Origin of the sequence: Curtobacterium sp. MCLR17_058, from assembly GCF_003234705.2 — a bacterium.
GTDB classification, from domain to species: Bacteria; Actinomycetota; Actinomycetes; order Actinomycetales; family Microbacteriaceae; genus Curtobacterium; species Curtobacterium flaccumfaciens.
On the sequence record NZ_CP126262.1, the window covers coordinates 1,591,180 to 1,605,950 of the forward strand.

Here is a 14,771-nt window from a genome sequence, read left to right on the forward strand (position 1 = left end):
GCGCGTCCTACGATGGAGCCATGAGCAGCAGCACGCCCAGCGTCTTCTCCAAGATCATCGCGCGCGAGATCCCGGCGACCATCGTCGCCGAGGACGACCGCGTGATCGCGATCGAGGACATCGCCCCGAAGGCTCCCGTCCACGTGCTCGTCGTCCCCAAGACCGAGCAGTACGCGAACGTCGGCGAACTCGCAGCGGGCGACCCCGGCCTGCTGGCCCACGTCGTCGCCACCGCGCAGCGCATCGCCGACGAGCGCGCCGACGGCCAGTTCCGACTCGTCTTCAACACCGGCGAAGCCGCCGGTCAGACCGTGTTCCACGTGCACGCGCACGTACTCGCAGGTGAACTGCAGGAAGGCACCCTTGCCGGTTAACGAACCAGTACAGCCCACCGCCGCCGACGACGAACCCGTCTCGGTCTCGCTCGAGGTCGACGGCATCGCCATGGTGCAGCTGCTCGGCCCCCAGGACCGTCTGCTCAAGACGGTCGAGCGCCAGTACCCGGGCGTCCGGGTCGTCGTCCGCGGCAACGAGGTCACGCTGACCGGGCCCGAGCGCGACGTCGCACGCGCGAAGGCGCTCGTCGACGAGCTCGTCGGCATGGTCAGGCGCGGGCAGGAGATCGGCCCGGCCGACATCCCGATGTCGGCACGGATCCTCGACGACGACCGCAAGCCGTCCGACACCTTCGGCACCCCGATCGTGTCGAGCCGCGGCAAGTCCGTCCGGCCGAAGACGGACGGGCAGCGTGCCTACGTCGACGCGATCGACGAGCACACCATCACGTTCGGCATCGGTCCGGCCGGTACCGGCAAGACGTACCTGGCGATGGCCAAGGCCGTGCAGGCACTGCAGCGGCGCGAGGTCAACCGGATCATCCTCACCCGTCCCGCGGTCGAGGCCGGCGAGCGGCTCGGCTTCCTGCCGGGCACGCTGACCGACAAGATCGACCCGTACCTGCGCCCGCTGTACGACGCGCTCAACGAGATGATGGACCCGGAGCTGGTCCCGAAGCTCCTGGCGGCCGGCACCGTCGAGGTCGCCCCGCTGGCGTACATGCGCGGCCGGACGCTCAACGACTCCTTCGTGGTGCTCGACGAGGCGCAGAACACCACGCCCGAGCAGATGAAGATGTTCCTGACCCGCCTCGGGTTCGGCTCGAAGATGGTCATCACGGGCGACATCACCCAGGTCGACCTGCCGGGCAACGTCTCCGGTCTCCGGCTCGTGACCCGCATCCTCGACCAGGTCGAGGACATCCACTTCGCCCGTCTCGGCAGCGAGGACGTGGTCCGTCACACCCTCGTCGGCCGGATCGTCGACGCGTACACCGTCTACGACGAGGAGCGCCTCGCCGAGCAGGCCGGGCAGCGTCCCGGTGGCCGTGGCACCGCCCCGGTCGGCAACCCCGACGGAGCGAACCGCGCCGAACGCCGGGGGCGCCCGCCGCAGGATCGCGCACGACCCCCGTACCCCCAGAACGACGCCCGAGGAGGCACCCGGTGAGCATCGAGCTCAACAACGAGTCCGGCGTCGAGGTGAACGAGGCCGCGATCCAGCGGCTCGCCGCGTTCGCCCTGGACGCGATGCACGTCCACGCCGATGCCGAGCTCGCGATCGTGCTGGTCGACGAGGGTGCGATGGAGCAGCTGCACGTCCGGTGGATGGACGAGCCCGGACCGACGGACGTCCTGAGCTTCCCGATGGACGAGCTGCGTCCCGGCACCGAGGACGATCCCACGCCGGCCGGGCTGCTGGGCGACATCGTGCTCTGCCCGCAGGTGGCCGAGGAGCAGGCGAAGACCGCCGGGCACTCGAGCACCGACGAGATGCTGCTGCTCACCTGCCACGGCATCCTGCACCTGCTCGGCTTCGACCACGCCGAGCCCGACGAGAAGGCCGAGATGTTCGGCATCCAGGGCGAGATCCTGACCGCCTTCGCCGCCCAGCACCGAGGGCGGTAGCCGGTGGTCGTCGTCGCCGGACTCCTCGCGGTGGCGCTGGGGCTCGTCGTGCTCGGCGGGCTCCTCGCCGCGAGCGACGCCGCGCTCTCGGTGGTCTCCCGTGCCGACCTCGAGGAGATCGCCAGGGGCAACAAGCGCCGCCGCGCCATCGAGGCGATCGCGGACGACGTGGGGGCGCACGTCAACGCGCTGAACTTCTTCCGCGTCCTCGCCGAGACCGCGGCCGCGGTGCTCGTGACGATCGCCCTCGTGCGCGCCTTCGACAGCTGGTGGCTCGCACTCGTGCTCTCCGCCGCGATCATGACCGCGGTGTCGTTCGTCCTGGTCGGGTCGAGCCCGCGCAGCGTCGGACGCGCCCACGCCGAGCGGCTGATCGGTGCGACCGGCGGCATCGTCCGTGGGGTCCGCATCGTGCTCGGTCCGCTGGCCGGGCTGCTCGTCCGGATCGGCGACCGGGTCACCCCCGGCCGCGGCCGGAGCGCCTCCACCGTGTCGAGCGAGGAGCAGCTGCTCTCGCTCGTCGACGAGGCCACCGAGAGCAACGTGCTCGAGGACGAGGACCGCGAACTCATCCACTCGGTGTTCGAGTTCAGCGACACCCTGGTGCGCGAGGTCATGGTGCCCCGCACGGACATGCTCACCGTCGACGGCGCAGAGACGCTGGCCGCGGCCATGGAGCAGTTCCTGGCCGCCGGAGTGTCCCGGATGCCGGTGACGGGCAAGGACAGCGACGACGTGCGGGGCGTGCTCTACCTGCGCGACGTCGCGCGGTCGCTGTACGAACGACCGGCGTCCCGCAGCGAGCGGGTCAGCCGGCTGCTGCGGCCCGCCGAGTTCGTGCCGGAGTCGAAACACGCCGACGACACCCTGCGGCACATGCAGGTCGCCAAGAACCACCTGGTGCTGGTGGTCGACGAGTACGGCGGAGTCGCCGGGCTCGTGACCATGGAGGACCTCATCGAAGAACTCGTCGGCGACATCTCCGACGAGTACGACCGCGCCGTCGTCGACCGGACCGAGGTCGAACCGGGCATCTGGCGGATCTCCGCCCGACTGCCGATCGACGAGCTCGGCGACCTGTTCGGCATCGAGCTCGACGACGACGACGTCGACACCGCCGGTGGCCTGCTCACCAAGGAGCTCGGACACCTGGCGGTCTCCGGCGACACCGTCACCGTGTCCGGGGTCGTCCTGACCGCCGACCGGGTCGAGGGCAAGCGCCGCCACCTCATCACCGTGCTCGCCGAGCGCACCCATGCCCTGGCCGACGTCGAGGACGCCTTCGACGACGCCGAACCCACCACGACGGGAACCACGCACGCATGACCGACACCGACACCACCCAGGCCGGCTCGGACAAGCCCTACCGCGCGGGCTTCGTCTCGTTCGTCGGCCGCCCGAACGTCGGCAAGTCGACGCTGACCAACGCCCTGGTGGGCGAGAAGGTCGCCATCACCTCCTCGAAGCCGCAGACCACCCGGCGCGCCATCCGCGGGATCGTGCACCGGCCCGACGGCCAGGTCATCATCGTCGACACCCCGGGCGTCCACCGTCCGCGCACCCTGCTCGGCGAACGGCTCAACGACCTCGTGCAGTCCACGCTCGGCGACGTCGACGTGATCGGGTTCTGCGTGCCGGCGAACGAGCCCGTCGGTCCCGGTGACCGGTTCATCAACGACACGCTCGACCAGTACCCGCGCGCCAAGAAGATCGCGATCGTCACCAAGATCGACAGCGCCTCGAAGGACCGCGTCGGTGAGCAGCTGCTGGCCGTCTCGAAGCTCCGCGACTGGGACGCCGTGGTGCCGACCTCGGGCACCCGGGGCATGCAGCTCGAAGACCTGCTCGGCGTCGTCACGAGCCTGCTGCCCGAGTCGCCGCAGCTGTACGACTCGAGCGCGGTGACCGAGGAGACCGACGAGGAGCGCATCGGCGAGCTCATCCGCGAGGCCGCGCTCGAGGGCGTCCGCGACGAGCTGCCGCACTCGCTCGCCGTGGTCATCGAGGACATCGTCGAGCCCGACGCCGACGAGGACGCCGACGGCCCCCTGCGCATCTTCGCGAACCTGTTCGTCGAGCGGGACAGCCAGAAGGCGATCGTCATCGGACACAAGGGCGAGCGCCTGAAGGACGTCGGTTCGCGGGCCCGCGTCGAGATCGAGTCGCTGCTCGGGGGCCGGCACGTCTACCTGAACATCCGCGTGAAGGTGGCCAAGGAGTGGCAGCGTGACCCGAAGCAGCTCGGACGCCTCGGCTTCTGACCGTCCGCCGTTCGCACCCCGGGTCATCCGGGCGAGGGACGCGGGGACGAGCGGCCGGCCGTACCGTGGACGGGTGTTCCGTCCCATGCTGCGCGCGCAGGTCATCACCGACCTGCTGATCGCCGTGCTGCTCGGCGGCCTCGTGCTGGTCGCCAGCGGGCGCGGGATCGACGGGCCGTTGTCCGTGGTCACCGTCGTCGGGATGACCGGCGCCCTGGCACTCCGGCGCCTGTCACCCGGGCTCGCCCTGGCCGTTGCGTGGGTGTTCGCGGTCTTCGAGATGGTCACCCTGCAGGTGCCGGACGTGTCGAACGCGTTCATCGCCGGCGTCATGTACACGACGAGCGCGTACGGCAGCCGCCGTGTGCGGCTGGCCGGGCTCGTGTCGGCGATCGTCGGGTCCGTGGCGGCGGCGGCGTACATGGGCTTCGACGACTACCAGAACCGGCTCACCTACGAGACCGCCTCGACGCCGCTGCAGGAGTCGCTGCAGGTCACCCTGTCGTTCTTCGCCGTCGTCCTGCTCCTCCTGCTCCTGCCGTGGCTCGCCGGACTCGTGGTCCGGACCCGTCGCTCGGCGAGCATGAGTCGCGAGGCCCAGCTGCTGGCCGAGCGTGACGCCGCGCGGGCCGACCGGGCCGTCGCGGTGGAGCAGGAGCGCGTGCGGATCGCCCGCGACATGCACGACATCGTCGCGCACTCGCTCGCGGTGGTCATCGCGCAGTCCGACGGCGCCCGGTACGCCCTGAAGGCCGACCCAGCGGTGGCCGACCAGGCCCTCAGCACCATCTCGGCCACGGCCCGGCGCGCACTCGGCGACGTGCGCGAACTCCTCGGCGCGCTCCGGCACGAGCAGGGGACCGCGCCGACGCCCGAGATCGACGACATCGACCGGCTCGTCGACGAGATGCGGCAGCTCGGGCTCGACGTGCGCGTCGAACGCGAGGGCGACCCCGCCGGGCTGCCCACCACCACGCAACTCGCGGTCTACCGGATCGTGCAGGAGAGCCTGACGAACGCGTACAAGCACGGAGAGCCCGGCAGCCCGGTGCGTGCCGCCCTGACCTACCGGCCGGACACGGTCGAGATCGCGGTCGTGAACCGACGTGCCGACGATGGTGTCCGCGGCCCCGGCACGGGCCACGGCCTGGTCGGCATGCGCGAGCGCGCCGTGATGACCGGCGGCACCATGACCGCCGGGGCCCGAGGGGACGACTTCGCGGTCGCTGTCCGGATGCCGACCGTCCCGGCCAGCGGGCAGATGCCCCGGGGCCGGATCACCCCGACCGAGCAGGAGCGCAGCACCCGATGACCACGATCCCGACCGACGAGCACTCGATCCGCGTCGCCCTCGTCGACGACCAGGCGCTGTTCCGCACCGGCATCCGGATGCTCATCGACTCGCAGCCCGACCTGCGGTTCGTCGGCGAGGCGGGCGACGGTGCCGAGGGCGTCGAACTCGTCCGGCGGACCCGTCCCGACGTGGTGCTGATGGACGTCCGGATGCCCGTGATGGACGGCATCACGGCGACCGGTCACATCGTCGAGCAGTCCGGCACCGACGGTGCGAAGGTCCTCGTGCTGACCACGTTCGACTTCGACGAGGCCGCCGCCAAGGCCATCCGCGCCGGTGCGAGCGGGTTCGTGCTCAAGGACGCCGACCCCGAGTTCCTGCTCGCGGCGGTCCGGACCGTGCACGCCGGCACCGCGGTGTTCGCTGCGTCGGCCACGCGGGAGCTCCTGCGACGGTACGACGACTCGGTCGGCCGCGCCGCCGCCGTCCCCGCGGCCTTCGCCGACCTCACCCCGCGTGAGCGCGAGATCTTCGACCTGGCCGCCCGGGGGTTCAGCAACAGCGAGATCGCCCAGCACGAGTACGTCAGTGAGGCGACCGTGAAGACGCACATCTCGCGGGTCCTGACGAAGCTCGAACTCCGCGACCGGGTGCGGCTCGTCGTCTTCGCCCACGAACACGGGCTCGTCACCAAGGCCGACTGAGGCCGGGTCATCCGCGGGGATGACCCCTCCACAGGCAACCGAGCCGAGCGGACGATCCACAGGAGCCGACCGGGCGACGCGGGACAGGACCGCTGACCGTCATCGTGGATGCATGACCACGAGCCACGCCCCGATCATCCGCCTCGACCACGTGTCCAAGCACTACGGCGACGACGCCCGACGTGTGACCGCGCTCGACGACGTCAGCGTCGACATCGGCGCGGGGGAGTTCACCGCGGTGATGGGCCCGTCCGGGTCCGGCAAGTCGACGCTCATGCACGTCGCGGCCGGCCTCGACGCCGTGTCCACCGGTCGGATCCAGATCGACGGCGTCGACATCACGGCCCTGGGCGACAAGGACCTCACCGAGCTGCGTCGTCGTCGGCTGGGCTTCGTGTTCCAGTCGTTCAACCTCGTCCCGACGCTGGACGTCAGCGAGAACATCCGGCTGCCGTTCCTGCTCGGTGGGCACAAGCCCTCGCGAGAGGAGACCGCCTGGATCGACCGGCTGGTCGAGATGCTCGGGCTCGGCAACCGGCTGACCCACCGTCCGCACCAGCTCTCCGGCGGGCAGCAGCAGCGCGTCGCCATCGCACGGGCACTCGCTTCGCGGCCGGCGGTGGTCGTCGCCGACGAACCGACGGGCGCGCTCGACTCCCGCACGGGGCGCGACGTGCTCGCGATCCTCCGCGGCGCCGTCCAGGAGTGGGGCCAGAGCGTCGTCATGGTCACGCACGACCCGGTGGCGGCCGCGAACGCCGACCGCATCCTGTTCCTGGCCGACGGCCGGATCGTCGCCGACCGCCCTGCGATGGATGCCGGTGCGATCTCCACGACGATGCTCGGGATGGAGGCAGCAGCGTGAACGGCATCCGCTCCTTCGCCCCCACCGTCCTGGTCGCCGCCCTCGGCACCACGTTCGGTTCCGCCCTCGTCATCGCGCCGGGGATCGTGACCGAGGCGCTCCGAGCCGCCGGGGTCGCCGACCTCGGCCCGATCAAGGCGATCCTGTCGGTGGTCGGGTGGCTGTTCCTCGGCATCGCGCTCTACGTCGGCGCGATCGTCACCGCGAACACCTGCGCCACCCTGATCGCCGGACAGACCCGGATCATCGCCCTGCAGCGGCTGGTCGGCGCGACCGGTGCGACCCTGCGGGCGCGGATCACCCGCACGGGCCTGGTCGTCGGCGTGCTCGGCGGGGTCGTCGGCGCCGTCGTGGGCACCGCGCTCTCGGCCCTGTTCGTCATCGTCCTGCGGGGCAACGGGGTCCTGCCCGACGCCGAGTACACGTACGTGCCGTGGGAGCTCGTCCTGCCGGTCGTGGCCGTCGTCCTCGCCACCTGGGGGGCCTTCGCTGCCGGGTCGCGCCGCGTGCTCACCGTCACCCCGCTCGAAGCGCTGTCGTCGTCCGTCGAGCCGAGCCACGACGACGTCCGGTCCGGTACGGCCCGCAAGGTCTGGTCGATCGTGCTCATGGCCGGCGGCGCGGTGCTCATGCTGCTCGGGCTCGCGGTGAGCTCGCTGTCCCCGGTCGCGGTCCTGCCGGCGGCGCTCGGCGGATTCGTGTCCTTCGCGGGGGTCGCCGTGGGGGCGACGATCGTGATGCCGCCCGTGCTGCAGCTCATCGGCCGCATCGGCTCGCACGACCCCGTCGTCCTGCTCGCCGGACGGAACGCGATGCGGGCGCCGGGGCGGTCCTCGCGGGCGACCATCGGGCTCGTCATCGGCGTCACCCTGCTCGTCACCTTCGCGGTCGCGCTCGGCATCATGCAGCACGTGCTCGAGACCGAGATGCGCGCCATGAGCGCCGGGAGCGCCACCCCCGAGATGATCGAGGCGCAGCGGGACCTCTTCGTGCAGATCAACGCCGTCGTCAGCGTGATCGTCGGGTTCTCCGCCGTGATCGCCGCCGTCGGGGTCGTCAACGCCCTGGCGCTCGGGGTGCTCCAGCGTCGACGCGAACTCGGGCTGCTTCGGGTGCTCGGCCTGACCGGTGCGCAGGTCCGACGGATGATCGTGACCGAGGCCGTGCAGATGGTCGTCGCGGCCGTCGTCGCGGGGCTCGCACTCGGCACGCTGTACGGCTGGGTCGGCGGGCAGACCCTGCTCGGCTCGCTCGGGACGCCCGTGGCACCGGTGCTGCCGCCGCTGACCATCGGCATCGTGGTGATCGGCGCGCTGGTCCTGGCGGTCGTCGCCACCATCGCGCCGGTGCGGCGCGCGATGCGCGTCCCGCCGACCGAGGCGCTCGCGGTCGACTGACGCGTCGCCCTGGTCACGCCATGCGTCGACACGGGAGGCCCGGTGCCAGCTGGCACCGGGCCTCCCGTCCGCCGTGTGGTCGCGCCGACGTGCCCTGCCCGGCCCCACCACGCCGCCCACGTCCGCCGAGGTGTCACGAACCGTCGTCCAGACGCGGGCCGGGCGACACAACGTGACCACTCGGCGACCAGCCCGCGGCATGTCGCGACCACTCGGCACCGCACCCGGTACCCCACTCGGCGCCCCGTTCGACGGTGCCGGGAAGTCCCGCGTCACACGCTTGCGCCAGCCCGCTGCTCCGGTGCTACCGTGGGTCTCGATGTACTCGGCACTCCTCCTCCTTCGCTGCCGCGACGAGGCCTGACACTCCGGCCCACCTCGTCGCGGAGTCCGTCGTGGCCGCACCACAACAGCTCACGAACACGCGACGAAAGCGAAGAACGATGCAGAACACCCAGCAGCCCTCCGGGATGCCGATCCACAAGTACGTCCCGTTCCACGAGCAGATCAGCGTCGACCTGCCGGACCGGACCTGGCCCACGAAGCGCATCGACAAGGCACCGCGCTGGTGTGCGGTCGACCTGCGTGACGGCAACCAGGCCCTCATCGACCCGATGGACGCCGAGCGCAAGCGAGCGATGTTCGACCTCCTCGTCCGGATGGGCTACAAGGAGATCGAGGTCGGGTTCCCGAGCGCCTCGCAGACCGACTTCGACTTCGTCCGGTCGCTGATCGACGAGGGCGCGATCCCCGACGACGTCACCATCCAGGTCCTGACCCAGGCGCGCGAACACCTCATCCAGCGCACCTACGAGGCGATCGACGGCGCGAAGCAGGCCATCGTCCACCTGTACAACTCGACGAGCATCGTGCAGCGCGAGGTCGTCTTCCGCACCGACGTGCAGGGCGTGGTGGACATCGCGGTCACCGGTGCGAAGCTCTGCAAGGCGGCCGAAGCCACGCTGCAGCACGACACGACGATCTACTACGAGTACTCGCCGGAGTCCTACACGGGCACCGAGCTCGAGGTCGCACTGGAGATCTGCAACGCCGTCCTCGAGGTCTTCGAGCCGACGCCCGAGCGCAAGGTCATCATCAACCTGCCCGCCACCGTCGAGATGGCCACGCCGAACGTCTACGCCGACTCGATCGAGTGGATGTCCCGCCGCCTCGCCCACCGCGAGGACGTCATCCTGTCGCTGCACCCGCACAACGACCGGGGCACCGCAGTGGCGGCCGCCGAGCTCGGCTACATGGCCGGTGCCGACCGCATCGAGGGCTGCCTGTTCGGCAACGGTGAGCGCACCGGCAACGTGGACCTGGTCGCCCTCGGGATGAACCTGTTCACGCAGGGGATCGACCCGGAGATCTCGTTCGCCGACATCGACCAGGTGAAGCGCACCGTCGAGTACTGCAACCAGCTGCCGGTGCCCGAGCGCCAGCCGTGGGCGGGCGACCTCGTGTACACGGCGTTCAGCGGCTCGCACCAGGACGCCATCAACAAGGGCTTCGAGGCGATGAAGGCCAAGGCCGCCGCCGCGGGCAAGGACATCGACGAGATCGAGTGGGCGGTGCCGTACCTGCCCGTCGACCCGAAGGACATCGGCCGGTCGTACGAGGCCGTCATCCGTGTCAACTCGCAGTCCGGCAAGGGCGGCGTCGCCTACCTGCTCAAGACCGACCACGCCCTCGACCTGCCCCGCAAGCTGCAGATCGAGTTCTCCGGCGTCGTCCAGCGGCACACCGACACCGAGGGTGGCGAGTTCTCGTCGCAGCGCATCTGGGACGTGTTCCAGGACGAGTACCTGCCCGCGTCGATCGACGACGAGAAGTGGGGCCGGTACGAGCTCACCAAGACGGCGACGTCGAGCGACTTCGAGGGCACGACCTCGCTGTCCGTGGCGCTCCGGGTCGACGAAGGTGCGGTCACGGCCGAGGCCGTCGGCACCGGTCCCATCGACGCGTTCCTGAAGGTGCTCGCCGAGCAGGGCGTCCAGGTCACGCTGTACGACTACTCGGAGCACACGATGAGCGCCTCCGGTGACGCGAAGGCCGCGTCCTACGTCGAGCTCGACGTCGACGGCGTGCGTCTGTGGGGCGTCGGCATCGACGCCGACATCTCGACGGCGTCGCTCAAGGCGATCGTGTCCGCGGTGAACCGCGCGGTGCGCGCGGGTGCCGCGGCCGGCGCCGACGCGCCGGAGCTCGTCTCCGCCTGAGACGCAACCAGGCCTGGAGGCGCGGTGCGGGTCCGTCCCGCACTGCGCCTCCCGTCTGTGCCCGGTCGTTCCCCCGTCACGCGCGATGGCAGGTCGATTCGGGCGTACCTGGTCGTTTCTTCCGACCAGGTACGCCCGATTCCACTCGGTACCCCCGAGCCCCGCCCCGCACCGCACGCGGCTGTCGGCGGGGCGGGGGATACTGGGGGCATGCCGCTGTACCGGGACGAGTGCGTCGTGTTGCGCACCCACAAGCTCGGTGAAGCCGACCGCATCGTCACGATGCTCTCGCGGCAGCACGGCAAGATCCGCGCCGTGGCCAAGGGCGTGCGGCGGACGGCGTCGAAGTTCGGCAGCCGCCTCGAGCCGTTCATGGTCGTGGACGCCCAGTTCTACGAGGGCCGGTCGCTCGACATCGTCACCCAGGCGGAGTCCCTCGGTGCGTACGGGGCCCAGATCGTCGCCGACTACGGCGCGTACACCGCGGCCAGCGCCATGGTCGAGACTGCCGACCGACTGAGCGAGGCCGACGCCGGGCTGCAGCAGTACCTGTTGCTCGTGGGGGCGCTGCGCTCGTTGTCGCGCGGTGAGCACCAGTCCAGCGCGACCCTCGACTCGTACCTGCTCCGCGCGATGAGCATCGCGGGGTGGGCGCCCTCGTTCAGCGACTGTGCGGTGACGGGGGAGCCCGGCCCGCACTCGGCGTTCGTGGTGCAGCTCGGTGGTGTCGTCGCCGACCGTGCGGCACCCCCGGGGACCCCGCGGCTCGACCCGGCGACGCTCGGGGTGCTCGGCTCCCTGCTCGCCGGCGACTGGGCGACGGTCGACGCCACGGACGAGCGGACACGTTCGCGGGCCTCCGGCGTGGTCGCGGCCTACGCCCAGTGGCACCTGGAACGATCGCTCCGGTCCCTGCCGCACGTCGACCGCTCCGAACACCCGATGCCGGTGCCGCAGACCCACGGCGGACCCGAGGCGACAGCACGTGCAGTGGCCTCGACCCCGGCACCCGCCGTGCCCGAGCCCGACCCTGATCCCGCTGTTGAAGGAGCCCCCACCGCATGAGCCCCCGCCGCCCCGACGACGTCGAACCGTTCCGCCCGATCGACTGGACCGGCGAGACGCCCCCGGCGATCCCGGCCCGGTTCGTGCCGGAGCACGTGGCCATCGTCATGGACGGCAACGGTCGGTGGGCGAACGGCCGCGGCCTGACCCGGATCGAGGGGCACAAGGCGGGCGAGGCCTCACTGCTCGACGTCGTCGCCGGGGCGATCCAGATCGGCGTCGGGCACGTGTCGGCGTACGCGTTCTCGACGGAGAACTGGAAGCGCTCCCCGGAAGAGGTCCGGTTCCTGATGGGCTTCAACCGCGACGTCATCCGCCGTCGCCGTGACCAGCTGCACCAGTGGGGCGTCAAGGTGCGGTGGGCCGGCCGGCGTCCGCGGCTGTGGCGGAGCGTCATCGACGAGCTCGAGACCGCCGAGCGGATGACCGCGGGCAACGACGTCCTCACGCTGACGATGTGCGTGAACTACGGCGGCCGGAACGAGATCGTCGACGCCGTGCGGGGCATGGCCGAGGACGTCGCAGCCGGTCGCCTGAAGCCGAGCCAGGTCACCGAGAAGGCCCTGGCGAAGCGGCTGTACGTGCCCGAGATGCCCGACGTCGACCTGTTCCTCCGGAGCTCGGGGGAGCAGCGCACGAGCAACTTCCTGCTGTGGCAGTCCGCCTACGCCGAGATGGTGTTCCTCGACCGGCTCTGGCCGGACTTCCGTCGCACCGACCTGTGGGGCGCGATCGAGGAGTACGCCAGCCGCGACCGACGCTACGGCGGCGCGGTCGACACCCCGACGGCCTAGCCCAAGCCCGAGCCCGAGCCCGAGCCCGAGCCCGAACCCAAGCCCCCGAGCCCGGCCCCTCAGCCCGGCAGCGGCCCCTCGAGCAGGTGGGCCGCGGAGCGCACCGCGTCGAGCGCCGCACGGACGCTCGGCACCCGGTCGGCACCACGGGCGACGACGACCTCGACACGCCGGGCCAGCTCGTCGTCCACGGGGTCGATCGCGACACCGGCGGGGATGACCGTCGTCGCGAGTGCCAGCCGGGGGAGCAGCGCCACCCCGAGCCCGGCGGCGACGAGTCCCACCACCGCGGCCGCGTTGTCCGTCTCGAGCACGATGTCCGGCGTGAACCCCGCGCTCGCGCACGAGGCGAGCAGGTGCCCACGGCACCGCGGGCAGCCCCCGATCCACCGGGCGTCGTGGTGGGACGCGAGGTCCACGACGGTGGAGCCGGCGGTGCGGAGTCGCTCAGAGCCTCCTGGCTCGACCGGCGTCACCAGCGCGAGCGGGTCGCGACCGAGCGCCCGGGTGACGAGGCCCGGGTCCGGGGTGGTCCCGACCTCGTCGCCGACGTAGGTGAAGGTGAGGGCGACGTCGACCTCGCCACCGCGCAGCAGGTCGAGTGCCTCGGGCGGCTCGACCTCGACGTACGAGGTCGTCACGCCGGGCGCCGTCGCCGCCATCCGGGCGAGCACGGCGGGCACGAGGGCGGAGGACGCGCTCGGGAACCCGGCGAGTCGCACCCGACCGCGGCTGAGCCCGCCGACCGCGTCGAGGTCCTCACGCGCCGCGGTCAGCGCGGCCTGCACGTGCAGGGCGTGGTCGGCGAGCACCTGCCCCGCGTGCGTGAGGGTCGCGCCCCGTCCGCCGCGCAGCACCAGCGCGTGGCCGAGACGCTGCTCGGCCCGGGCCAGCAGCTGGCTGACGGCCGGCTGGCTCGACCCGAGTGCGGCGGCAGCGCGGGTGATCGACCCGCCGTCGGCCACGGCGCGGAGGACCCGGAGCAACTGGGGATCGATCTCGTCCATCATCCGATGTTATCGGTGGCACAACGGATCGGCCCTGGTGTGATGGCTCGGGAACCAGGACGCTGTCCGCATGGACTCCTTCCCCGCCGGCCGCGGCTACCTGGCGGCGTGCACCGCTGGCCTGCCGACCCGCGGCACCCTCGCTGCCCAGCGCGCCGACCTCGACGCGTGGTCCCGGGCCGAGACGTCGCCCGCCCGGTACGGCGCGCTGGTCGAGCAGGGGCGTGCGCTCTTCGCCGCGCTGGTCGGCGTCCCGGCGGAGCGCGTCGCGACGGGCTCGCAGACCTCGGTGATGGCCGCGGTCGTCGCCGACGCGCTGCCGGACGGCGCCGAGGTGGTCGTCCCCGACGGCGACTTCAGCTCGGTCGTCTTCCCGTTCCTCGCCCAGGCACACCGCGGCATCCGGGTCCGGAGCGTCCCGCTGGACCGGCTCGCCGCCTCGGTCGGGCCACACACCGCCCTCGTCGCGTGGTCCGCGGTGCAGTCCGCGACCGGCGTGGTCACCGACCCCGACCCGGTCGTGGCCGCCGCCCGACGCGTCGGCGCCCTGACCCTCTGCGACCTCACGCAGGCCGCCGGCGTCCTGCCCGTCGACGCCACACCGTTCGACGTGACGCTCACGCACACCTACAAGTGGCTCTGCGCTCCGCGCGGCGTCGCCTTCATGACGCTCTCCGACACCGCCCTCGGCCGGCTCCGCCCCGTGCAGGCCGGCTGGTACGCGGGAGCGGACGTGTGGTCCTCCTGCTACGGCCCAGCCATGCACCTGGCCGACGACGCGCGTCGCTTCGACGTCTCGCCGGCCTGGCAGGCGTGGCCCGGTGCCGTGGCCGCGCTCGAGCACGCGGTCGCGCTCGACCAGCAGGCGGTCTGGAGGCACGCCACCGGTCTCGCGGATCGGCTGTGCGACGCCCTCGGGGCGCCTCGGCAGGGCGACGGGCAGGGCGGCGGGCAGGCGATCGTGACGTTCGCGGACTCCGACGGGGCGGCCCTCCGTGCCCTCGCCGCCGCAGGCGTCACCGCCTCGGGGCGTGCCGGGCGACTGCGCATCGCGTTCCACCTGTGGAACGACGAGTCCGACGTGACCGACGTCGTGGCCGCGCTGGGCGGGGTGGGGCCGACCACGTCGGCGAGGTGAGCGTGGAGGGCGGATCCGGGGCGGGCCTCCCGGGCCAGGATCGCCGGTAGTCTTGCCCGGACC

General features: G+C 71.9%; 14 protein-coding genes. 13 read left to right on the plus strand and 1 reads right to left on the minus strand.

Annotation, left to right across the window (positions count from 1 at the left end):
* The first annotated feature begins 20 nt into the window (after window positions 1-20).
* The 12 genes from DEJ11_RS07505 to DEJ11_RS07560 all read left to right on the plus strand — a co-directional run bounded on the left by DEJ11_RS07505 (window position 21) and on the right by DEJ11_RS07560 (window position 12,563).
* Window positions 21-374 carry a histidine triad nucleotide-binding protein gene (locus tag DEJ11_RS07505; protein WP_071405706.1) on the plus strand — a complete coding sequence of 118 codons (354 nt, stop codon included), beginning with the start codon at window positions 21-23 and terminating at the stop codon, window positions 372-374.
* Window positions 364-1,506 (plus strand): PhoH family protein, encoded by a 1,143-nt coding sequence (locus DEJ11_RS07510; protein ID WP_111103552.1) that lies wholly within the window; start codon window positions 364-366, stop codon window positions 1,504-1,506. Before DEJ11_RS07505 ends, DEJ11_RS07510 begins: the two co-directional genes overlap by 11 nt.
* Window positions 1,503-1,964, plus strand: a complete 462-nt coding sequence (gene ybeY / locus DEJ11_RS07515) for an rRNA maturation RNase YbeY (RefSeq protein WP_111103553.1) — start codon at window positions 1,503-1,505, stop codon at window positions 1,962-1,964. Before DEJ11_RS07510 ends, ybeY begins: the two co-directional genes overlap by 4 nt.
* Window positions 1,965-1,967: 3 nt before the next feature.
* Complete coding sequence (locus DEJ11_RS07520; RefSeq protein WP_110864648.1) at window positions 1,968-3,290, plus strand: hemolysin family protein; 1,323 nt, start codon at window positions 1,968-1,970, stop codon at window positions 3,288-3,290.
* The gene (gene era, locus DEJ11_RS07525) at window positions 3,287-4,225 is read left to right on the plus strand and encodes a GTPase Era (protein ID WP_111023145.1); all 939 of its coding nucleotides are present in this window, start codon (window positions 3,287-3,289) and stop codon (window positions 4,223-4,225) included. Before DEJ11_RS07520 ends, era begins: the two co-directional genes overlap by 4 nt.
* Window positions 4,226-4,298: 73 nt before the next feature.
* Entirely contained in the window at window positions 4,299-5,537 is a 1,239-nt protein-coding gene (locus DEJ11_RS07530; protein ID WP_220038323.1) for a sensor histidine kinase, read from the plus strand.
* A complete protein-coding gene (locus DEJ11_RS07535; protein ID WP_035808237.1) occupies window positions 5,534-6,223 on the plus strand; it encodes a response regulator in 690 nt (229 codons plus the stop codon). The genes DEJ11_RS07530 and DEJ11_RS07535 overlap by 4 nt, the downstream gene beginning before the upstream one ends.
* Before the next feature lie 112 nt (window positions 6,224-6,335).
* Entirely contained in the window at window positions 6,336-7,088 is a 753-nt protein-coding gene (locus DEJ11_RS07540; RefSeq protein ID WP_111023148.1) for an ABC transporter ATP-binding protein, read from the plus strand.
* Window positions 7,085-8,485 carry an ABC transporter permease gene (locus tag DEJ11_RS07545; protein ID WP_111031146.1) on the plus strand — a complete coding sequence of 467 codons (1,401 nt, stop codon included), beginning with the start codon at window positions 7,085-7,087 and terminating at the stop codon, window positions 8,483-8,485. Before DEJ11_RS07540 ends, DEJ11_RS07545 begins: the two co-directional genes overlap by 4 nt.
* A gap of 443 nt (window positions 8,486-8,928) precedes the next feature.
* Complete coding sequence (gene leuA / locus DEJ11_RS07550) at window positions 8,929-10,704, plus strand: 2-isopropylmalate synthase (protein WP_071405366.1); 1,776 nt, start codon at window positions 8,929-8,931, stop codon at window positions 10,702-10,704.
* Window positions 10,705-10,914: 210 nt separating this feature from the next.
* The gene (recO, locus tag DEJ11_RS07555; protein ID WP_027465318.1) at window positions 10,915-11,769 is read left to right on the plus strand and encodes a DNA repair protein RecO; all 855 of its coding nucleotides are present in this window, start codon (window positions 10,915-10,917) and stop codon (window positions 11,767-11,769) included.
* Window positions 11,766-12,563 carry an isoprenyl transferase gene (locus tag DEJ11_RS07560; RefSeq protein WP_071251399.1) on the plus strand — a complete coding sequence of 266 codons (798 nt, stop codon included), beginning with the start codon at window positions 11,766-11,768 and terminating at the stop codon, window positions 12,561-12,563. The genes recO and DEJ11_RS07560 overlap by 4 nt, the downstream gene beginning before the upstream one ends.
* Before the next feature lie 59 nt (window positions 12,564-12,622).
* Here DEJ11_RS07560 and DEJ11_RS07565 read toward each other — a convergent pair whose 3' ends face one another.
* On the minus strand, window positions 12,623-13,570 hold the full coding sequence (locus tag DEJ11_RS07565; protein WP_258375390.1) for a LysR family transcriptional regulator: 948 nt from the start codon (window positions 13,568-13,570) through the stop codon (window positions 12,623-12,625).
* 70 nt (window positions 13,571-13,640) lie between these two features.
* Here DEJ11_RS07565 and DEJ11_RS07570 point away from each other — a divergent pair, with 70 nt between their 5' ends.
* On the plus strand, window positions 13,641-14,708 hold the full coding sequence (locus DEJ11_RS07570; RefSeq protein WP_111103556.1) for an aminotransferase class V-fold PLP-dependent enzyme: 1,068 nt from the start codon (window positions 13,641-13,643) through the stop codon (window positions 14,706-14,708).
* The last annotated feature ends 63 nt before the right edge of the window (window positions 14,709-14,771 follow it).

Bases quoted from the DNA above. Each gene is read 5' to 3' on its own strand.
- DEJ11_RS07540 (WP_111023148.1), top strand. From the start codon at position 6,336: ATGACCACGAGCCACGCCCCGATCATCCGCCTCGACCACGTGTCCAAG.
- recO (WP_027465318.1), top strand. From the start codon at position 10,915: ATGCCGCTGTACCGGGACGAGTGCGTCGTGTTGCGCACCCACAAGCTC.
- DEJ11_RS07535 (WP_035808237.1), top strand. From the start codon at position 5,534: ATGACCACGATCCCGACCGACGAGCACTCGATCCGCGTCGCCCTCGTC.
- DEJ11_RS07505 (WP_071405706.1), top strand. From the start codon at position 21: ATGAGCAGCAGCACGCCCAGCGTCTTCTCCAAGATCATCGCGCGCGAG.
- era (WP_111023145.1), top strand. From the start codon at position 3,287: ATGACCGACACCGACACCACCCAGGCCGGCTCGGACAAGCCCTACCGC.
- DEJ11_RS07570 (WP_111103556.1), top strand. From the start codon at position 13,641: ATGGACTCCTTCCCCGCCGGCCGCGGCTACCTGGCGGCGTGCACCGCT.
- DEJ11_RS07560 (WP_071251399.1), top strand. From the start codon at position 11,766: ATGAGCCCCCGCCGCCCCGACGACGTCGAACCGTTCCGCCCGATCGAC.
- DEJ11_RS07565 (WP_258375390.1), bottom strand. From the start codon at position 13,570: ATGGACGAGATCGATCCCCAGTTGCTCCGGGTCCTCCGCGCCGTGGCC.
- leuA (WP_071405366.1), top strand. From the start codon at position 8,929: ATGCAGAACACCCAGCAGCCCTCCGGGATGCCGATCCACAAGTACGTC.